This window comes from Desulfocurvibacter africanus subsp. africanus DSM 2603, assembly GCF_000422545.1.
GTDB classification, from domain to species: domain Bacteria; phylum Desulfobacterota; class Desulfovibrionia; order Desulfovibrionales; family Desulfovibrionaceae; genus Desulfocurvibacter; species Desulfocurvibacter africanus.
The window spans coordinates 229,175-248,290 of the sequence record NZ_AULZ01000005.1; the positions used below are offsets into that span (position 1 = coordinate 229,175).

At 62.1% G+C, this 19,116-nt stretch carries 17 protein-coding genes; 5 read left to right on the top strand and 12 right to left on the bottom strand.

Annotation, left to right across the window (positions count from 1 at the left end):
* Positions 1–102: 102 nt before the first annotated feature.
* From H585_RS0105220 to H585_RS23000, 4 genes are all read right to left on the bottom strand, one after another.
* Positions 103–2,127, bottom strand: a complete 2,025-nt coding sequence (locus H585_RS0105220; RefSeq protein WP_027367045.1) for a methyl-accepting chemotaxis protein — start codon at positions 2,125–2,127, stop codon at positions 103–105.
* Between the two features lie 9 nt (positions 2,128–2,136).
* Complete coding sequence (locus H585_RS0105225; protein WP_034627193.1) at positions 2,137–2,607, bottom strand: cytochrome c family protein; 471 nt, start codon at positions 2,605–2,607, stop codon at positions 2,137–2,139.
* Positions 2,608–2,903: 296 nt separating this feature from the next.
* Complete coding sequence (gluQRS, locus tag H585_RS0105230; protein WP_027367047.1) at positions 2,904–3,875, bottom strand: tRNA glutamyl-Q(34) synthetase GluQRS; 972 nt, start codon at positions 3,873–3,875, stop codon at positions 2,904–2,906.
* 241 nt (positions 3,876–4,116) lie between these two features.
* Positions 4,117–4,338, bottom strand: coding sequence for a hypothetical protein (locus tag H585_RS23000; RefSeq protein WP_138708164.1), 222 nt, complete (start codon positions 4,336–4,338; stop codon positions 4,117–4,119).
* On the opposite strand from H585_RS23000, the gene dapF reads away from it, so the two are divergent.
* Positions 4,337–5,185, top strand: coding sequence for a diaminopimelate epimerase (gene dapF, locus H585_RS0105235; protein WP_027367048.1), 849 nt, complete (start codon positions 4,337–4,339; stop codon positions 5,183–5,185). The genes H585_RS23000 and dapF overlap by 2 nt on opposite strands.
* Before the next feature lie 170 nt (positions 5,186–5,355).
* Positions 5,356–6,546 (top strand): MFS transporter, encoded by a 1,191-nt coding sequence (locus tag H585_RS0105240; protein ID WP_027367049.1) that lies wholly within the window; start codon positions 5,356–5,358, stop codon positions 6,544–6,546.
* 273 nt (positions 6,547–6,819) lie between these two features.
* Here the strand turns inward: H585_RS0105240 and H585_RS0105245 are convergent, their stop codons facing one another.
* The 5 genes from H585_RS0105245 to H585_RS0105265 form a co-directional block, all read right to left on the bottom strand.
* Entirely contained in the window at positions 6,820–7,701 is an 882-nt protein-coding gene (locus H585_RS0105245) for a cell division protein FtsX (protein ID WP_027367050.1), read from the bottom strand.
* Positions 7,701–8,402 (bottom strand): cell division ATP-binding protein FtsE, encoded by a 702-nt coding sequence (gene ftsE / locus H585_RS0105250; protein ID WP_027367051.1) that lies wholly within the window; start codon positions 8,400–8,402, stop codon positions 7,701–7,703. Before ftsE ends, H585_RS0105245 begins: the two co-directional genes overlap by 1 nt.
* A gap of 171 nt (positions 8,403–8,573) precedes the next feature.
* Positions 8,574–9,092, bottom strand: coding sequence for a PH domain-containing protein (locus tag H585_RS0105255; protein WP_014259343.1), 519 nt, complete (start codon positions 9,090–9,092; stop codon positions 8,574–8,576).
* An 11-nt stretch (positions 9,093–9,103) separates the two neighbouring features.
* Entirely contained in the window at positions 9,104–9,997 is an 894-nt protein-coding gene (locus H585_RS0105260) for an RluA family pseudouridine synthase (RefSeq protein WP_014259342.1), read from the bottom strand.
* Between the two features lie 46 nt (positions 9,998–10,043).
* Positions 10,044–11,207: an ABC transporter substrate-binding protein gene (locus H585_RS0105265; RefSeq protein WP_027367052.1), complete on the bottom strand. Its 1,164-nt coding sequence runs from the start codon at positions 11,205–11,207 to the stop codon at positions 10,044–10,046.
* A gap of 377 nt (positions 11,208–11,584) precedes the next feature.
* Between H585_RS0105265 and H585_RS0105270 the strand changes: the two genes are divergently transcribed.
* The 3 genes from H585_RS0105270 (at position 11,585) to H585_RS23455 (ending at position 12,404) form a co-directional block, all read left to right on the top strand.
* Positions 11,585–11,833, top strand: a complete 249-nt coding sequence (locus tag H585_RS0105270) for a hypothetical protein (RefSeq protein WP_027367053.1) — start codon at positions 11,585–11,587, stop codon at positions 11,831–11,833.
* Complete coding sequence (locus H585_RS0105275) at positions 11,830–12,024, top strand: hypothetical protein (protein ID WP_014259339.1); 195 nt, start codon at positions 11,830–11,832, stop codon at positions 12,022–12,024. The genes H585_RS0105270 and H585_RS0105275 overlap by 4 nt, the downstream gene beginning before the upstream one ends.
* Before the next feature lie 215 nt (positions 12,025–12,239).
* Positions 12,240–12,404, top strand: coding sequence for a hypothetical protein (locus H585_RS23455; RefSeq protein WP_005984657.1), 165 nt, complete (start codon positions 12,240–12,242; stop codon positions 12,402–12,404).
* Positions 12,405–13,118: 714 nt separating this feature from the next.
* On the opposite strand, the gene H585_RS0105285 is transcribed toward H585_RS23455, so the two are convergent.
* The 3 genes from H585_RS0105285 to gyrB form a co-directional block, all read right to left on the bottom strand.
* Positions 13,119–14,015: a tetratricopeptide repeat protein gene (locus tag H585_RS0105285; protein ID WP_027367054.1), complete on the bottom strand. Its 897-nt coding sequence runs from the start codon at positions 14,013–14,015 to the stop codon at positions 13,119–13,121.
* A 37-nt stretch (positions 14,016–14,052) separates the two neighbouring features.
* Positions 14,053–16,536: a DNA gyrase subunit A gene (gene gyrA / locus H585_RS0105290; RefSeq protein ID WP_027367055.1), complete on the bottom strand. Its 2,484-nt coding sequence runs from the start codon at positions 16,534–16,536 to the stop codon at positions 14,053–14,055.
* A 153-nt stretch (positions 16,537–16,689) separates the two neighbouring features.
* A complete protein-coding gene (gyrB, locus tag H585_RS0105295) occupies positions 16,690–19,113 on the bottom strand; it encodes a DNA topoisomerase (ATP-hydrolyzing) subunit B (protein ID WP_027367056.1) in 2,424 nt (807 codons plus the stop codon).
* Positions 19,114–19,116 lie beyond the last annotated feature (3 nt).

Here is a 19,116-nt window from a genome sequence, read left to right on the forward strand (position 1 = left end):
TATGAAAGTCGTGTGGAAGGAATCTCATTTATCCTTCCACCGATGGAAAAGCAAGTTATGTATACGCCTTGCACCACAAGGCCTGTGCAGGCTTCGATACGTTTAACTGGTCTGCATCTCACCGATGATGTGCTTGAGGTCGTGCGCCAGGCGCGCAAGATCCTGGATTGCAGAGGCCGACTGATTCATGGCCGAGGCCGTTTCACTGGCTATACGGTTGATGGATTCCGTAGAGCGGTTGATCTGTTCGCTGGCCGCGGATTGCTCTTCGCTGGCCGTGGCGATGGAACGCACCTGGTCGGCGGTCTCCTCTATCATGCGCACGATCTCGTGCAGGGCTTGTCCCGAGAGGTTGGCCTTCTCGGCGCTCAGGGCGATGGCCGCCACGGCTTCCTCGGTATTGTGCACGCTCTTGCGCGTGCTTTCCTGGATGGAAGCGATGTAGTCGCCGACTTCCCTGGTGGCGGCCATGGTCTTTTCGGCCAGCTTGCGCACTTCGTCGGCCACCACGGCGAAACCGCGGCCCGCGTCGCCGGCCCTGGCCGCCTCGATGGCCGCGTTGAGCGCCAGCAGGTTGGTCTGGTCCGCGATATCCTCGATGACCGTGATGATCTTGCCGATGCCCTCGGCCTGCTGACCCAGGTCGGTCATGTCCTTCTTCAGTCCGTCCGTCTGACCGGCCACTCGGTTTATGAGCGCCATGGCCTGCTCGACCACATCCTCGCCCTGCTGGGCCTTGTCCTTGGTTCGTTCGGCCAGTTCGGAAGCCCTGGACGCGGTCTTGGCCACTTCGAGCACCGAGGCGTTCATCTGCTCCATGGCGGTGGCCGCCTCGCCGGTCATGTTTTGCTGGGAATCCGCGCCGTGGCTTGACTGCTCTATCTGGGCCGCCAGTTCTTCGCTGGCCGAGGACACTTGGTCGGCCACGCTGTCCGCCTGCTGCGCCGCCGTGGCGATGCGCTCGTTCTGCTTTTCGATGAGCAACTGCTGGCTGCGGATATCCGTTAGGTCGGAGTACAGGGTGAAGGCGCCGATGAGCTTGCCGTCCAGGTCCAGGAGCGGTGCCACGTCGGCTCTGGCGTATTTCTGCTCGCCGGCCAGGTTCAAGAACTCGAGGTTGTGGTTCTGGATCGCCTTCTTCTCGCGCAGGGCTCGTCCCGTGGAGGTTTGGCGCTTGGGGTCGTTGTGGAAGAATTCGCCGACGATCATGCCGTGGTAGTCCTCGGGTTTGCCCTTGCGGCCGACGAGCGCCAGCGCCGCGGGCGTGACGAAGGTCAGGCGCTCGTTGGTGTCCGTGACCACGCAGGGCAGGGTCATGCCGCTCAGAATGCCCTTGGAGAATCCGAGCTGCTCTTTGAGCTTGGAGACCATGCTGGCGAGGTTGTTGGAAAGCTGGCCCAGCTCGTCGCTGTTGCTGATGTTGAAAGAGGCGGCGAAATCGCCGTCGGCCACGCGGTGGGCGGCGGAGTTGATGGACAGCAGAGGCCGTATGACCACGCGCTGTATGAAATAAAGGACCGCACCCATGAGCACGATCAGGCCGGTCAGGGAGATGGCCGCGGTCTCGAGGGCATTCGCTTGGATGGTGGACATGGTCGAGCTTACGTCCTGCATGACCACAAGCTCGCCCAATATGGGTTCGCTGGCGCCGTGACAGTGGTGACAGGCCGGCTCGTTGGGGATCGACATGGTCCGCGCGAACCAGTCGCGGCCCTCCAGGGTCAGCAGGCGACCCTGCTCCAAAGGCTCCTTGAGGGATGCTTGGATCATTTCCGCCAGCTCAGGAGCGGCGGCGGACAGGAGGTCCTTGCGCAGGATGGACTTGTCGGTGGAGTAGGTGACGTTGCCCTTGTAGTTGGTCAGATGAACGCGCACATCCGGGTATTTTTCAGCCAGGAAAGCGAACTCCGCGTTGGTGCCCTCGTCGTCGCCCACGACCATGGGTTTCTCCACGGCCATGCGGATCAGCTCGGAAGCCCTGGTCACGGAGGCGTCGAGCTGGTCGACCATGCCGTCCCGCTGTAGAAAGGTGGTCATGCCGATGAGACAGATGAACACGACAATGGAAATGCTGCTGATGAGCAACGAAATGCGTACGTTTAGATGGTGTCGGATGTAATCCAGCATTTCGGTCTCCTAATGCGCGCCGCTGTGCACAAGCGGCTTGAAGTTGAACGACCCTACACGCTCGGAGTTATGACAGGCCTCGCAGGCCTTTATGGTGATTTGACGACTGATGTGCGTCGGGTCGCCCGTTTCGGAGTGCTCCTTGCCGGGGCCGTGGCACGTCTCGCAGCCCACGTCCGCCAGGTGGGGCGTCTGCTCGATGCTCACGAAACCGCCCTGGCCGTAGCCTGTGGTGTGGCATGCATAGCACTCTTGCAATTCGTTGGGCTTGAGGTCGGAGGCCATCTTGGTCACGGCCTTCCAGGAGTAGGCCTTCTTGGAATGCTGGCTGTAGGCCGCATATTCGGATTCGTGGCATTGCGCACAGGCCTTGCTGCCCACGTAGGCGCTTCCGAATGCGATATCCGGGGATATGGCTAAAGAAAAAGTAAACAGAAGCAGACTGATCTGCTTGTAAATCCGCAAAGCATTCACTTCCATGCACCATGCCTCTTTTTCAAATGCCATGAGCAAGCTGTAGCAATTAGCCAATTAACCGCACGGACTCCTGGATGCGCCCGTCATCTGCTGAAAATCATGAAGCGAAAAAGACTATCCCAGCTCACATGCAATCCGCCGTGATTAAGAACAGCCTACAAAATTGAAATGTAGCTACTAGTAATCTTGATAAATGTCAAAATTACGGCACAAAAAATGGATAGATCTATTTATGCTGAAATAGACATGAGGTTGAATAACGACGTTGAATGCACGTTCAATATAGTGTGTTGCTGGTGCTATGCGCCCAGGATCATGTATTCCGCGTCGTCTTCCACTTTCAATGGCCTATCGGGAATTCTGGCTGGATTGAAGGGCTCCAAAAGTTCGTGGATCTTTATCGAGCGTAGCTCCGGCATCAATTCGGCTTTCCAGGCCAAATATCCCAGCACTGCCTCGGGGCGTGCGCCGTTCGCACGAAGACGCCGGATCTCAAGGCTGCCGTGACGTTTGGACAGGCGCACACCCGTGCTGTCCACCAGGAGCGGAACGTGCAGGAAGTCAGGCGGATCATAGCCGAGCAGCTTGAACAGGGCGACCTGCGCGGGAGTGGAAGACAGAAGGTCGGCTCCACGCACCACCAGATTTATGTCCATTTCGCCGTCGTCCACCACCACGGCCAACTGGTAGGCATGCACGCCGTCGGAACGGCGCAGGGCGAAATCCCCCGCCGTAAGGGCTGGGTCCACTGTTATTCGCCCATGCAAAAGGTCCGTGAAGCTCACTGATTCGGCAGGGCAGCGCAGGCGCATGGCCGGGCTGCGGCCGGCGCGTTCCTTCTTCCGGCGCTCCTCTACATTGAGCAGTCGGCACGCGCCGCCGTAAATCGGAGCCTCTTCTCCCGCATGCGGGGCCGAGGCAGCCGTGCGCAGTTCCTTGCGCGTGCAGTAGCAGGGATAGACCAGGCCGCGCTCGGCCAACCGGCTCAACGCCTCGTCGTAAAGGGCAAGGCGCTGGGACTGCACATACGGCTCGTACGGGCCGCCCTTGTCCGGTCCTTCGTCCCAATCCAGGCCGAGCCAGGCCAAGTCTTCCAGCAAACCCGCCATATACTCGGGCCGGGAGCGTTCCGGGTCCAGATCCTCGATGCGCAGGACCATGCGCCCGCCTTGGGAACGCACGGCCAGCCAGCCAAGCAGCGCGGCCCAGGCGTTGCCGAGGTGCATGCTGCCCGTGGGGCTGGGGGCGAAACGTCCGCGAATGGCACGCATATATGTCTCTGGATATTAATATGTTGAAGCGCCGTTGGGCGCAGGTTTGGGTCGGCATTGAATCGCCAGCCGCGAGTGATGTCAACGGTTCCAGCCTACGGATGATGCCCGACAAAAGCAGCGGCGGCCGCGACCCGCAATAGTCGAGTCACGGCCGCCGCCATGGGGAGGTGTCGAACGAGTGCGCGGCGGCCCTGGCCCGGTGGGTCGTAGTTCCGCGTTTCAGGTTCGCTTAATACCACTATTTCGGCATTCCCGGCATGCCGAAAAATGCAATTCGCGACCGGCCGGCGACGAAATTGCCGGCAAAGATTGATTCGCGAATCAATCTTTGCCAATCAATACCTTTCACCCGCGCTTTGTCAATGCTTTCCGGACCACCGCGACTTGCCTGCCCTCGACAGAGGCTTGCACTCTCTGTTATTTTGCGAGTCACTTTTGAAGCAGAGAGGCGCAAGCGCATGTTGGATACCCTCGGGCAGCAGATGCCCTTCGTTAAGATGCAGGGCAGTGGCAACGACTTCGTGGTCATCGACAACCGCGACAGGCGCGTGCCGGTGGAAGCCATGGCCGACTGGGCAAAGGCCGTGTGCCGCAGAGCCTTCGGCATCGGCGCCGATGGCATATTTTTTCTTGAGAATCCGCCGGCCGACCGTCTCGGCGTGGATTTCGTCTGGCATTTCTACAACGCGGACGGCTCGCGGGCCGAGATGTGCGGCAACGGCTCGCGTTGCGCCGCACGCCTGGCCTACCTGCTGGGCATGGCCCCGGCGCGCCATGTCATCGGCACCGACGCCGGACCCGTGCGCGCCGAGGTGCTCGACTCCGGCCTGGTCAAAGTGCAGCTAACCCCGGCCAAGGACGCCCGCCTGGACATCGCCCTGCCCGCCGAGGACCAGACCTTGCGCGCCCATTTCGTGAACACCGGCGTGCCGCACACGGTCATCTTCGTGGACAACGTGGCCAAGGTGGACCTGCCCGACCTGGGCCGCACCGTGCGCTACCACGAAACCTTCCGGCCCAAGGGCACCAACGCGAACTTCGCCCAGGTGGTGGACAAGCAGACCATGCTGCTGCGCACCTACGAGCGCGGCGTGGAGGCCGAGACCTACGCCTGCGGCACCGGCGCGTCCGCCGCCGTGTACCTGTCGCACAAGCTTGGGCTGACCGGACCGGAGGTCAACGTGACCACCAGCGGCGGCGAGCAGCTGACCATCAGCGTGGATGGGGACAACGTCTTCCTGGCCGGAGCCGCCACGGTCACGTTCACTGGGGATCTTTTGTTGGAGAGCGTCGGATTGAAGCTGTAGTAGTTTTAGGCTGTAGCCGGAGAGGGGCGTTGCCCCTCTCCGGACCTCTCCCCACCAGGACGTAACGACGCCCTGGACCCCGTGTTTGGGACGTGAAGCCCATTTGTTCGGGTGCCGTCCATCCGCGCCGCCATTTCCTCCCCCACGACTTTCCTGTAAGGCTTCAGCCCATGCGCAAGCTCTATCTTGATCCACGACTGCAGATGGTCTTTGGTGTCACGCTCATGGTCGTACTGGGCGTGTCCTCCATATTTCCCGTCATTCCGGATATCATGGCCGAGTTCGGGCTTTCTCCGGCGGAGGTCGGGCTAATCATCACCGCTTTCACGCTGCCGGGCATCGTCATGGCCCCAGTCGGCGGCATGCTCGCCGACCGCCTGGGACGCAAAGCCGTGCTCGTGCCCGCGCTGGTTCTGTTCGGCGTGGCCGGTACCCTCTGCGCCTTCGCGCCAAGCCTGTCCTGGCTGCTCGGGCTGCGCTTTCTCCAGGGCATGGGTGCGGGCGCGCTGGGCGTTCTGGCCAACACGCTCATCGGCGACTTGTGCCATGGCCCACAACTCACGCAAGCAATGGGCTACAACGCGGGTGTGCTCAGCTTCGGCACGGCGATCTACCCGGCCATCGGCGGCCTGCTCGGGCTTATCGGCTGGCATGTGCCGTTCATTCTGCCCATCGTGGCCCTGCCCTTGGCCTGGGTCATCATGCGCAAGCTGGACGTCTCGCCGCCCGAGCGCAGCGAAAATTTCGGGGCCTACCTGCGCTCGGCCCTGAAAAGCATGCGTAACGGCCCGGTCCGTTATATTTTCCTGGCCACCACGGTTTCCTTCATCCTGCTCTACGGTCCGGTGGTCACCTTTCTGCCCATTCTTTTGAGCAGGCGCTTCGAGGCCTCGCCCGCAACCATCGGCCTGATAGTATCCTCGGCATCGCTGTTCTCGGCCCTGGCCTCCTCGCAACTCGGGCGGCTGTCCATGCGCTTCGGCGAAACCAAGCTGCTCGGCGCGAGCTACGTGTTCTACGCCTTGTCCTTCGGCTTGGTGCCCTTCCTGAACGGCAAGTGGCTTTTCTTCCTTCCCCTGGGACTCTTCGGCATGGCCCAAGGCTTGGCCATGCCCAGCATCACCACGCTCCTCACCAGGCTCGCACCGCGCGAGTACCGTGGCGGCTACATGGCCGTGTACGGCATGCTTCTACGCTTGAGCCAGACCGTGGCCCCGCCGCTCATGGCCGGCGTGCACGCCCTGTTCGGCATCGCCGCCGTATACTGGACCGGCAGCGCACTGGCCCTGGCCATGCTAGTCACGGTGCTCTTGCTCCTGCAGCCATCCGCCTGCCGGGCCGAGGCCGAAGGCAAGCTGTAACGCTTGGCACCCATAATGAAAGAATAAAGGTCGGCTGAAACCGCTACGAAATACGCGGGTCCAGGGCCGCGTCGGCCCTGGTGGGAGGGGTCCGGGGAGGGCAAAGCCCTTCCTGGTCTTAGAGCAGATTGCTTTTAAGACGACCGCTCCGGCGTTGACGGCGCAAGTGAATTGCGCCTACGCCTACGCGGCGGCAAGCCATGCTGACGCATGGCTTGCAAAGCATTTTCAAAAGCAAAATGCTCTAAGCAGTCGGCCTTGGATTGTAGGCGATCAGCGCGAGACGGCCACCCAACTGCTCAGCACGCACACGCCCGTGAGCACGGCGGCCAGGGACAGCACCGTGGTCTGCGGCAGGAACTGGACCTGGATAAGCAGCGGCGGGACATTCAGCATGGAATCGGCCGTGAGTTGCAGGAGCTTGAGCAGCCCCAGGGCCAGAAAGCTGCCCACTGCGCCGAGCACGGCGCCCTCGACCAGGAGCGGCATGCGGATGTAGCTCTCGGTGGCGCCCACCAGGTGCAGTATTTCGAGCTCGCTTCTGCGCGAGTAGAGGGACAGCTTGATGGTGTTGCCCACGGACAGGCCGGCCACCACGGCCAGGAAGCTCACCAGCAGCCAGACCATCCTGTTGCTCAGCCTGCTCCAGGTGCGCGCCATGTCGTACTGCAACGGATTGTAGTGCACTGAATCCAGGCCGGGCAGCTTCCTGAGCTTGTCCAGCATCGCCTTGGCCCAATCCGTTTTCTCCGTGGGCACGCTGAAGTTCAGCAGGGCCGTGGCGGGCAGGAGCTTGTCCGCATCCTTCATCCAACCGAAACGGCCGCCCGTGCCGCCGGCGTTCAGGGACGTCGCCAAGTGATCCAAGGCCTGCTTGGGCGTATAGGTCTGCATGGATTCCAGCCCCTCCAACTGGCGCAGCTCCCGCCATTGCGCCTCCACCTGATTCTGGTTGCCGTCGGAGCGCCAGTAAAGATGGAATTCCACATGGCCCTGGGTCGCGGCGATGCGCTGCTCCAGGTTGTGCAGGAAAAGCAGGAACAGTCCGGCCAGGAAGGCCACCAGCGTCACTGCGGCCAAGGTTAGCAGCTGAGCCCAGGGGTGCAGGGCCATTTCTTTCACGCCGCGCCAGACCAAGCGCAAGAAGGTGCGCATTACAGCCACTCCTCGGGCACGCCCTCGACCTCGTCCAGGGGGAAGCTCGCGGCGGCAATGCCGCCGTGCTCCAGATGCAGAACCTTGGCCTCGGGTTGGGAATGCACGATATCCGGGCTGTGCGTGGCCATGATGATGGTCGTGCCGAAGGTATGGAACTGCTTGAACACGTCCATGAGCCGTGTGGATAGCTCCGGGTCCAGGTTGCCCGTGGGCTCGTCGGCCAGGATGAGTTGCGGATTGATGACCACCGAGCGGGCGATGGCCACGCGTTGCTGCTCTCCGCCCGAAAGCTTCTCGCACTGCACGTGGGCCTTGTCCTCCAGCTCCAGGGCGCGCAGCACGGCCCGCACGCGGCGCTCGACGAGCTGCTGCGGCGTGCCGCGCACCTCCAGGGCCAGGGCCACGTTGTCGAAAGCCGTACGCAGGGGCAGAATCTTGAAGTCTTGGAAGACCACGCCGATCTGCCGACGCAACTGCGGCAACTGCCTGCGGTGGAGCCCCTTGAGTTGAAAGCCGGCCACCTGCGCCAGGCCGCGCGTGAGCGGCAACGCGCCGTACAAAAGACGCAGTAGCGTGGTTTTGCCTGCTCCGGACGGCCCGGTGAGAAAGAGGAAATCGCCCTTGTGCAGGGAGAAGGAGATGTTCTTCAAGGCCCAATTGGACCCGAAATTGTAGGATACCTTTGTCAGCCGGAGCATGAGAAAGAGCCTAAATCGGATCGGCCCAGGAGTCCAGGCGCTATGCAGGAGCGGGCCAGTCAACGCTGAGAGGGCGATCCGCCAAGGCTTTACGCATAGCCAGGGGCATCATCCCGGCAGGAATAAGTCCAAGTCTCCTGCCTTATCGGCACAGCCGCCTTGCAAGTTCCATCAATACCCGGTCAGCGCCTCCAACCGACGGCGGAAGCGGCGCGCCTCGGGCGAATCGATGAGCGGGCAGGCCAACCAGAGATGCTGCAGGAAATCCTGGCGGCCCTTGGGCGAGATATGCACGTGGGCCCTGCGGCCGTCCTTGCTTCGATAATCGATGCGCAGGCGGCGCAGGGACCAGGCCGGCGCGCTCGCGGAGCTGCTGGTAAGCTCTGCTCCATCGATACGCGCCAGCGGGATGACCTGGCGCAGGAAGCCGTGTTTGACGATCAGGCTCGTGTCCGTCAGCTCGTAGCGGATGGGCACGCCGATGGCCAGCAAACCTAGCCCGGCCAGGAGTGGCGGCAACAGGATAATGAGCGCCGAGGATTTCTCTTCGGCCGGAGCGTCGTACAGGTGCCAGATTCCGCCAAGCAGCGGGAGCATGAGAGCCGTGCCGATGGTGACGGCTATCCACAAATCCACTCTGCTGGGGTACGTCTTTGACTCGTGTGTGCGGGCTTCCTGCGTGCGGGCCATATGTCTCCTGATCAAGCCAGACCTTCCGGCGGCATGTAGTCCTGCGGCCAGTCGGGCAACAAGGTAAACTCCCGGTCCGGGAGCCGGAGTTTCCAGGCATGCAAGAGCAGGTGAGTCGCATGCGGGCGGCGTCCGTACTTGCGGTCGCCCAGCACGGGATGGCCGCGGCTGGCCAGCTGGATGCGGATCTGATGCGTGCGGCCGGTGAGCAGTTCCACCGCCAGCAAGGTGGCGTCGGGCCGGCGCGCCATAGGGCGTACGCGAGCCAGGGCCAGCTTGCCCTGCTCGCCATCCGGCGCGTTGTCAGCGCCGATGCGCACGTGGGCCCGGCCGTCCTTGATGATATGGTCCCGCAGCAGGATTTGACCCTGCTCGGGCCATTGGCCCTGAACCCAGGCCAGATATGTCTTGTCCACGCCGCCCGAGGCGAACAGGTCGCCCAGGCGGCGCACGCTTTGGTAGGTCTTGCCGGCCACCAGCAGGCCCGAGGTGTCCATGTCCAGGCGGTGGGCGCAGGAGGGCATGAAATCGGCGCCGGCGTACAGGGCCTTCAGTCGAGTCTGCACCGAGTCTGTCAGGCCGGAGCCGGGCTGGCTGGCCAGGCCAGCGGGCTTGGCGATGACGAGCAGTTCGTCGTCCTCGTGGATGATGGTCAGGGGCCGCGCGCGCAGGGGCTGGCCTTCGGGCTCTACGACCGCCTCATACGGCGGCACACGCACGGTCTGGCCCGCTTCCAGGCGGTCAAAGGGCTTGGCGCGGCGGCCATCCACGCGCAACTGCCCCGTGCGCAGCCACTTCATGACCAGGGCTCGCGGCACGCCCTTGCCGAGCCTGCGCTCAAGGAACTGGAGCAGCTTGTGGCCCGCTTCGGCCGGAGTGACTTCTATGTGGCTGACGGACGGCATGATTGAAACCAAAGACGCCGGAAGGTTCGCCTTCCGGCGTCCCAGCTTACTTGGCCAGGGTGAACTTTCCGTTCCTTACCATCAGCATGGCCAGGGAATCGGTGTCCAGGCCGTTGTGATCCTCGGGGCCGGTGGTGAACACGCCGGAGATGCCTACAACGCCCTTGGCGCTCTCCAGGGCCTGGCGCAGGGCCTCGGGGTCGGCCTTGCCAGCCCTGGTCAGGGCGTCCTTGAGCAGGAGCACGGCATCATAGGCATAGCCCGAGTGCGTGTTGATGGGGAACTGCCTGTCCAGGCCGCGGCGGGCATACTCGGCCAGAAACTTGGTGATGAGCGCCCTCTGAGGGTCGCTGCCGGACAGCTCGGCCGGAATCATGATCTTGGTGCCGGGCATGAGCACGCCCTCGGCCGCCGGGCCTGCAAGCTCAACGAACTTGGGATCGGGCTGGCCGTGGGACTGGATGATGAGCGGCTTCTGGCCCGGCAGGGTGTGAAAGTTCTTGCTGGCGATGGCCCCGGCCGGGCCGATGGTCCAGACAATGACCGCCTCGGGCTTGGCAATGGCGAGCTTGAAGGCCTGGGCCGAGAAATCGTTGCCCTTGGCGTCCATCACCTCGGAAGCCACCACGTTCAGGCCGAACTCCGGGGCAAGTTTTTGGAGCTGCTCGGCGCCGTCCTTGCCGAAGCCGTCGGTAGCCGTAAGCAAGGCGATGCGCGTAACGCCCTTGGCCTTGAGATGGGTGTAGATCTTGCGCACGGCCGTGGAGGTGCGCTGAGGCACCTTGAAGGTCCACTTGTACGGCCCGAAGCGGCCGCCGGCGATGACGGGATCGCCGCCCACGGTCATGAGCACGGGTACGCCGCGCCCCTCGATATACTGCTTCATGGCCATGCCCGAGCCCGTGCTGGTGGGTCCGATGATGGCCAGCACCTTGTCCTGCTCCACGAGCTTGCGGGCATTGCGCAGAGCCAGGTTGGCGTCGGACTCGGTATCATAGATGATCAGCTTGAGCTTCTTGCCCAGCACGCCGCCGGCGGCGTTGATCTCCTCCACGGCCATCTCGGCCACCAAACGGCTGGGCGTGCCCACGAAGGCAGCCGGGCCGGACTCGGCGAACAGCCCGCCCACGAGGATAACGTCTTCGGCCATGGCGGAAGCAGGCGCGGCAATCAGGAACATGATCAGGACAAGCAGCGCTCTATGCAACATGTGAATTATCTCCCGTTTCGGTCACCAAATACGATTGAGGCGTGAAGCGTCAAGGAAAATGTCTCGCGGGGCATTGGCATCAAACCGCGCGGGTGGATGCTGGAGTGAAGAGGCAGGATCATTTCGGATAAGCCCCCTGACCCGTGCGCTTAGAGCATTTTGCTTTTGAAAATGCTCTCTAGCCATGTGTCGGCATGGCTTGCCGCCGCGTAGGCGTAGGCGCAATTCACTTGCGCCGCCAACGCCGGAGCGGGCGTCTTAAAAGCCATCTGCTCTAGTTGGCAGGCACTACAGACGAAGCCAGCAAATTTCCCCTGTCCCTCTTTCCATCGATAGCAAGCCTGCTATGCTGGCCGGAAAACCAGGAGGCGGCAGACATGCCCGACAAAAGGCAAGTCGAGCGCGAGGCCGAGCAGGCCAACAAGGAATTGCGCGACAAGCGCGGTTCCTCGGAGGGCTACGAAGAGGCTCCGGGCATGGAGTTCGAGCGCATGCGCGTGCCTCAGGGCGCGGGCGTGGGAACATGGAGCAGGCAGAAGGCCAAGGAACGCAAGTCGGCTGATGGCAAGGTGGAGCAGGAGATGGAGGAGTTGAAGCGTCAGCGCGAAGAGGAGCAGGAGCCATGACCAAGAAAAAATCGGCAGTCGAAGCCGCTGACGAGATACGCCGCGAGCAGGGCCGCGAACCCGGCGAGGAAATCGAAGCCCAGGCCGAGCATCAGGACCCCGAGGAACGACTAGGTCATCAGGGGCCACTGGAGGATCGGGAAAGCTACGAGCGGAGAACGCGCCGCAAAGGTTGCGGAGAACGGCGCTGAAGACCTGGGCTCGCCAAGGCTGCTTGTCCGGAGCCGTGGATACCTTCGCGTTTTCCTGCCCTCATCGGTTCAGTGCTGGCCAACCCTGGACCTGCGCAACTTATGGCGGATTGCCGTAGCGGCAGTGAAGCCTTCTCTCAAGACCCGCCTGACACCGGATCGCAACGAAGAACGAGCCGCGCCTGGTTTAATTTGTCATTTCACAGGAGGCCGTCATGTCCAAGCTTGCGCTGTTTCTGCTCGTGCTTCTGGCTCTGGCCCTGATCTTCTGGGTCCTGGAGGCTATTCACATAGGACCGCAAAGTCTGCGCATCGGGGCTTACTCGGTGCTGGCCCTGGTGGCCGTGGGTTTGCTGGCCCGTTTGGCCATCCGCAAGTAAAAGCGGAGCAACGCACCATACCACCCATGCGCATTCAGCCTCGACCCATGCATGCGCATTTAAGCTCTGTAAGCTTTCATCAAAAGGCATCCAGGTGATGTCTTGGGTTTTTCCGATGAACAAATAATTCCATGGCGAGGCCCTTGAACGTAACCTGCTTTCAACGAGGTGGCATAGCCAAGAGGAAGGCGGGGGGTCTGCAACACTCCCTTGGTTTGGTTCAACTCCAAATGCCACCTCCACTTCCGATTCCAACAGCGGCCGGCAAAACGCCGGCCGCTGCTTTTGTGCAATACGCTAAAGCTTGGTCGCTAAAAGTTAAAATGATGGGATAGCCTGGCAAAAAGAGGCTATCCCATCATTTTATAGCAGTTTGCAAAAAGAAACGAGAAAATGCGGGTCCAGGGAAATCATTTCCCTGGCGGGTGAGAGTCCGAGAGAGGGCAGCGCCCTCTCTCGGGTCAAATGCTAGTTGCTCTAGAGCAGATTGCTTTTAAGACGCCCGCTCCGGCGTTGACGGCGCAAGTGAATTGCGCCTACGCCTACGCGGCGGCAAGCCATGCCGACGCATGGCTTGCAGAGCATTTTCAAAAGCAAAATGCTCTAATCCGCAGATGAACCGCACGGGGCAAAAGACACGCCTTGCCTGGAAATGGCCCAGACAAGTTGGACCTGCGCAGGCCCAAGCCCTTCCCGGCTCTTGCTCGTGCTGATCTACAGCTTCCTATAGAATCTTCCTTCCTCATCCGGTCGGGCCACCAGATCCTCGGGATTCATTTCCTCGATGACGGGCTTGGGCCGCGTTTTATGGGAAAGGATTTCCTTGTCCAGGTAATCCAGCTTGACCTCCACGGCCAGCGGATTGGGATGGGAGCTGCTCACGGATTCCAGGAGATCCCTGGCCTTATCCAACTCACCGAAGTGGATGAGCACGTCGGCAAGCAGGCACGTGGCCACGGCATGATCCTCGCTCGGCAGATCGCCCGAGGCCAGGACCTCTTCCAGCATCTTGCGCGACTTGTCCCAATTCTCCAGGAAGGTGTAGGTCATGGCCAGATCATACTTGCAGGCGGCCACGGACTTGGAGTCCTTCAAACCCTTCATGCCGTACGCCAGCGTCTCGCGGGCCATGTCGTAGTTGTGCATGGCCCTGTAGGCCCGGGCCATGCGCAGCAGGAAAGGCCATTGGCTGTCCACTTGCTGGCCCGAGAGCCGACGGCCCTTGGCCCACTTCTCGATGGCCTTGTCCCATTGTTTCTGTTCCGCATAGAAATCGCCGATGCGCTGGAGCACGTAGGCGGCCTTTTCCTGGTCCTCGCCGTATTCCAGCAGCATGGCCTCCAGCAGGATAACTCCCTTTTCCTGATCGTTCTTTATGGAAAAGGTTATATCCAAGAGTCGGCCCCAGGCCTCCCAGCGGGCCGGGTGCTGCGAATGCTCCTGCAGGAAGCGCTCGTAGTCGGCCTCGGCCTCCAGGTACAGGCCCTGGTTGTAGGCGTTTCTGGCCTTTTCCAGCCTCACGGACGCGGCATCCTTTCCGTCGCCGCAGCCGGCGGCGAGCGTAAGGCTCAATCCCACGGCCAATATGATGCGTTTCAGAGCTTTGGGCATTGCTCCATTCTCCGGAGAGGTTCCGTCCTCGCCGCGGTTACTCGAGTTCGCACGCGCCGTCCGAGACAATAAGGCTGTCCTTGATGAGATCGAAGGCCGCCACGCGATCCTCCTCCTCCATGCGCACCAGGCGCACGCCCTGGGTGGCCCGGCCGATGACGCTGATATCCTCTGAACTCAGGCGGATTACCTTGTTGCCCGAGGTCAGCAGGATGACCTCTTCCTTGCTTTCATAGGTAACCACCGCGCCCACGACGCGGCCCGTCTTGGGCGTAACCTTCATGTTGATGATGCCCTTGCCGCCGCGCGACTGACCCCGGTACTGGTTCACGGGCGTGCGCTTGCCGTAGCCCTTCTCGGAGATGGTCAGCACCAGTCTCCTGTCTTCGCCGGAGGCGTCCACGGCTTCCTCGTCGGGCCGCACCACCACTCCCGCCACAACCTCGTCGCTGCCGCGCAGGGCAATGCCCTTGACGCCAGTGGCGCCGCGGCCGATGGGCCGGATTTCGGCCGAGGTGAAGCGGATGGACGTGCCCTCGGCCGTGACCAGGATGAGCTCGTCGCGGCCGTTGATCTCGCGCACCATGATCAGCTCGTCGTCATCGCGCAGGTTGACGGCGCGCACGCCCGAGGAGCGCACGTTGGCGTACAGCGAGGCGCTGGTCTTCTTGATCATGCCGCGCTTGGTCACGAACATGAAGTAGTTGTGCTCGGCGAACTCGCGCACCGTGAGCGCCGTGGTCACATGCTCGTCCTTGTCCAGGGGCAGCAGGTTGGCGATATGCGAACCCTTGGCGTAGCGGCCGCCCTCGGGCACCTGGTGCACCTTGAGCTGGTGCATGCGGCCCCGGTTGGTGAACAGCAGGAGGTACTGGTGGTTGCTCGTGCTGCAGAAGGTGTGCACGAAATCGTCGTCGCCGGTCAGCACGCCCGAGATGCCCTTGCCGCCGCGCTTCTGCTGCTGGTAGCTGTCCAGGGTCGTGCGCTTGATGTACCCGCGCCGCGACAGGGTCAGCACGACTTCCTCGTCGGCGATGAGGTCCTCGATATCGATGCTGTCCAGGTCCTGCTCCAGGATGACCGTCTTGCGCGGCGTGGCGAAGATCCTGCGCACCTCGCGCAGCTCCTCGCGGATGACGCCCTTGAGGACTTCCTCGTTGGTCAGGATGGACTTCAAGTACTCGATCTTCTTAAGCAGTTCGGCGAACTCCTCGCGCAACTTCTCTTGCTCGAGGTTCACCAGGCGCTGCAGACGCATGTCCAGGATGGCCTGGGACTGGACGTCGGACAGGCCGAAGCGCTCCATGAGCCGGGACTTGGCTTCCAGGGCAGTGGCCGACGAGCGGATGATACGCACCACTTCGTCGATGTTGTCCAGGGCGATGAGCAGGCCTTCCAAGATGTGCGCGCGCTTCTCGGCCTTGTCCAGGTCGAAGCGCGTGCGCCGAAGGATGACCTCGCGCCTGTGCTGCAGGAAGTAATCCAGGATGCTCTTCAGGTTCAGCAGCATGGGCCTGGACCCGACCACGGCCATCATGTTGATGCCGAAGCTGCTTTCCAGCGGCGTGAACTTGTAGAGCATGTTGATGATGATGTCCGGAATCGCCCCCTTCTTGAGGTCGAGGACGATGCGGATGCCCTTGCGGTCCGATTCGTCGCGCAGGTCGGACACCCCGTCGATGCGCTTGTCGTTGATAAGCGCGGCGATCTTCTCCACCAGGCTCGACTTGTTGAGCGCGAAGGGGATCTCGCTAATGACGATGGACTCGCGGCCGCCCTTCTTCTCCTCCACGGCCACGGTGCCGCGTATTTTGATGGAGCCGCGACCGGTCTCGTAGGCGTCCATGAGCCCGCGACCGCCGTAGCAGGAGGCGGCAGTGGGGAAGTCCGGGCCCTTGACGAAGGCCGTCAGGTCGCGCGGGGTGCACTCCGGGTTGTCCAGCAGGTGCAGCGTGGCGTCCATGAGCTCGCCCAGGTTGTGGGGCGGGATGTTCGTGGCCATGCCGACCGCGATGCCGCTGGTGCCGTTGAGCAGCAGGTTGGGCACCTTGGTGGGCAGGACCGCGGGCTCCTGCAAGGAGTTGTCGTAGTTGGGCCGGAAATCGACGGTTTCCTTCTCGATGTCGGCCAAAAATTCCGAGGCCAGCCGCGACATGCGCACTTCGGTGTAACGCATGGCAGCCGCGGCGTCGCCGTCGATGGAGCCGAAGTTGCCCTGGCCGTCCACGACCAGGTCTCGCATGGAGAAGTCCTGGGCCATGCGCACCAAGGCGTCGTAGACCGACTGGTCGCCGTGCGGATGGTACTTGCCGATGACGTCGCCGACCACGCGCGCGGACTTCTTGTAGGCGCGGTTGTACGAGTTTCCGAGCTCGTGCATGGCGTACAGGATGCGCCTGTGCACGGGCTTGAGGCCGTCGCGCACGTCTGGAATGGCGCGGCCGATGATGACCGAGAGGGAGTACTCTAGATACGATTTCTCGATCTCGGATTTAATGCTGACTGTGTTGTTCGTGGTCATTTACTCTCCCTAGTCTGGAACCGAGGGGAAACCTTTCTGAAGAAAGGTTCTCCCCCCGGACCCCCTTTCCAAAGACTTTTAGTATCTTTGAAAGCCCTCAAGGGCCGGGGAAGCTTGCTCCCTTGGCCGCCGGAGGCTGATGAACTACAAGCCTTAAATATCCAGCTCACTCACGCTGAGCGCGTTCCTCTCGATGAACTGCCGCCTCGGCTCGACCTGGTCGCCCATGAGATCCGAGAAGATCTTGTCCGCTTCCTCGGCGTCCTCCACGGACACCTGGAACATGGTGCGGTTCTCGGGGTTCATGGTCGTTTCCCAGAGCTGCTCGGGGTTCATTTCGCCCAAGCCCTTATAGCGCTGGATGTTGTACTCCTTGTGCGCCTCGTCGATGACCGCGCGCAGGGCATGGAAATAGCCGTTGACCTTGTAGGACTGCTCGCGCTTGCGCAGGGTCAGTTCATGGCCGCCGGTCGTCTGGCGGATGGTGTCCAGGGCGTCGTAGGCGTAGCGATAGAGCTTGGAGTTGAAGAACTCCACGCCGATGCGGGTGCGCTGAGCGTTCTCGTTCTCGAAGATGACGAAGGTGCGCAGCTCGTCCAGCTCCATCTCCTGCTCGGTCCAGACCAGATGGCCCTTGCTCGACAGGTATGTGCGCAGGGACTCCAACTCGCCGTCCTGGAACGAGGCGGGCGTCAGGCGCGTGCCGTACTCCAGCACGCTCAGCAGCAGCTCGTCGCTGAAGCCGTAGGCCCCGGCCTCGCGCACCTTGGCTTCCAGATAGGCGATCTTCTCCAGCAGGCGTTCGAGTTTCTTCTTGCTGATCTCCTGCTCATTGGGGGCAATCAAGGTCACCTCGCCGGCAATGGCCTCGATGAGGTGCGAGCGCAGGGTGGGCTCGTCCACGATGTATTTTTCGTTCTTGCCCTTCTGCACACGGAACAGCGGCGGCTGGGCGATGTACAGGAAGCCGTTGTCGATGAGCTGCCTGTACTGCCGGAAGAAGAAGGTCAGCAGGAGCGTGCGGATGTGCGCGCCGTCCACGTCGGCGTCGGTCATGATGACGATCTTGTGGTAGCGCAGCCTCTCCAGGTCCATGTCCTCGTCGATGCCCGCGCCCATGGCCGTGATCATGGCCCGGATTTCCTTGTTGCCGAGCATCTTGTCGAAACGCGTCCTCTCCACGTTCAGGATCTTGCCGCGCAGGGGCAGGATGGCCTGAAAGCGCGGGTCGCGGCCCTGCTTGGCCGAGCCGCCGGCCGAATCGCCCTCGACGATGAACAGCTCGGATTCCTCGGGCTTCTTGGACTGGCAGTCGGCCAGCTTGCCGGGCAGGGAATGGTCGGACAGGGCGCCCTTGCGCCGCACCAGATCGCGGGCCTTGCGCGCTGCCTCGCGGGCGCGGGCCGAGTCCACGATCTTCTCTATGATGGCCTTGGCGTCGTTCGGGTTCTCTTCGAAGAAGGTCATGAGCCGCTCATAGACCTGCGAAGAGACTATGCCGGCGATCTCGGAGTTGCCGAGCTTGGTCTTGGTCTGGCCCTCGAACTGCGGGTTGGGCAACTTGACGCTGACCACGGCGGTCAGGCCTTCGCGCACGTCGTCGCCCGAGACCTTCTGCTTGAGCTTCTTAGGCAGGTCGCCCTTTTCCACGTAGTTGTTCACCGCGCGGGTCAGGGCGGTCTTGAAGCCGACCAGGTGCGTGCCGCCTTCCTTAGTGCGTATGTTGTTGGCGAAGGTGAGGACGTTTTCCTTGTAGCCCGCGTTGTACTGCATGGCCAGGCTGACTATGACCGAGTCCACTTCGCCCGAGACGTCGATGATGTCGTGCAGGAAGCCCTGGCCCTCGTTCAGGTCGCGTACGAAGGACACGATACCGCCATGGTAGCAGTAGGCTTCTTCCTTGGACTCGCGCTCGTCCTTGAACTCGATGGTCAGGCCGTCGTTCAGGTAGGCCAGTTCCTGAAAACGCTTGGAGAGCGTCTCGTAGGAAAACTGGTTGGTCTCGAAAATTTCCTCGTCGGGACGAAAGCGCACCGTGGTGCCGGTGGCGGTCTCGCCTTCGCCGATCACCGTGAGCTGGCCCACGGTCACGCCGCGTTCGAAGCGCAGATGATGGCGCTTGCCGTCGCGCTTGACGAAGACCTCCAGGTACTCGGACAGGGCGTTGACGCAGGACACGCCCACGCCGTGCAAGCCGCCGGACACCTTATATGAGCCGGAGTCGAACTTGCCGCCGGCATGCAGCTTGGTCATGACGACCTCGACCGCCGGCTTGCCCTCCTTGGGGTGCATGTCCACGGGGATGCCGCGGCCATTGTCCGAGACGGTCACGGAGTTGTCCAGATGCAACACGACCCTGATGCGGTCGCAGTAGCCGGCCATGGCTTCGTCGATGGAGTTGTCCACCACCTCATAGACAAGATGGTGCAGGCCGCGAATGTCCGTGGAGCCGATGTACATGGCCGGGCGCTTGCGTACGGCCGCCAGGCCCTCCAGCACGGTAATGGAATCCGCGGTGTAGCCGCCGTTGCCAGAAGTCTTGGCCGCGCCGTTCTGAAGCAGGTTCTCGTTAGACATGGA

Coding starts and splice junctions, on each gene's coding strand:
- H585_RS0105220 (WP_027367045.1), bottom strand. CDS start 2,127: ATGCTGGATTACATCCGACACCATCTAAACGTACGCATTTCGTTGCTC.
- H585_RS0105225 (WP_034627193.1), bottom strand. CDS start 2,607: ATGGAAGTGAATGCTTTGCGGATTTACAAGCAGATCAGTCTGCTTCTG.
- gluQRS (WP_027367047.1), bottom strand. CDS start 3,875: ATGCGTGCCATTCGCGGACGTTTCGCCCCCAGCCCCACGGGCAGCATG.
- dapF (WP_027367048.1), top strand. CDS start 4,337: ATGTTGGATACCCTCGGGCAGCAGATGCCCTTCGTTAAGATGCAGGGC.
- H585_RS23000 (WP_138708164.1), bottom strand. CDS start 4,338: ATGCGCTTGCGCCTCTCTGCTTCAAAAGTGACTCGCAAAATAACAGAG.
- H585_RS0105240 (WP_027367049.1), top strand. CDS start 5,356: ATGCGCAAGCTCTATCTTGATCCACGACTGCAGATGGTCTTTGGTGTC.
- H585_RS0105245 (WP_027367050.1), bottom strand. CDS start 7,701: ATGCGCACCTTCTTGCGCTTGGTCTGGCGCGGCGTGAAAGAAATGGCC.
- ftsE (WP_027367051.1), bottom strand. CDS start 8,402: ATGCTCCGGCTGACAAAGGTATCCTACAATTTCGGGTCCAATTGGGCC.
- H585_RS0105255 (WP_014259343.1), bottom strand. CDS start 9,092: ATGGCCCGCACGCAGGAAGCCCGCACACACGAGTCAAAGACGTACCCC.
- H585_RS0105260 (WP_014259342.1), bottom strand. CDS start 9,997: ATGCCGTCCGTCAGCCACATAGAAGTCACTCCGGCCGAAGCGGGCCAC.
- H585_RS0105265 (WP_027367052.1), bottom strand. CDS start 11,207: ATGTTGCATAGAGCGCTGCTTGTCCTGATCATGTTCCTGATTGCCGCG.
- H585_RS0105270 (WP_027367053.1), top strand. CDS start 11,585: ATGCCCGACAAAAGGCAAGTCGAGCGCGAGGCCGAGCAGGCCAACAAG.
- H585_RS0105275 (WP_014259339.1), top strand. CDS start 11,830: ATGACCAAGAAAAAATCGGCAGTCGAAGCCGCTGACGAGATACGCCGC.
- H585_RS23455 (WP_005984657.1), top strand. CDS start 12,240: ATGTCCAAGCTTGCGCTGTTTCTGCTCGTGCTTCTGGCTCTGGCCCTG.
- H585_RS0105285 (WP_027367054.1), bottom strand. CDS start 14,015: ATGCCCAAAGCTCTGAAACGCATCATATTGGCCGTGGGATTGAGCCTT.
- gyrA (WP_027367055.1), bottom strand. CDS start 16,536: ATGACCACGAACAACACAGTCAGCATTAAATCCGAGATCGAGAAATCG.
- gyrB (WP_027367056.1), bottom strand. CDS start 19,113: ATGTCTAACGAGAACCTGCTTCAGAACGGCGCGGCCAAGACTTCTGGC.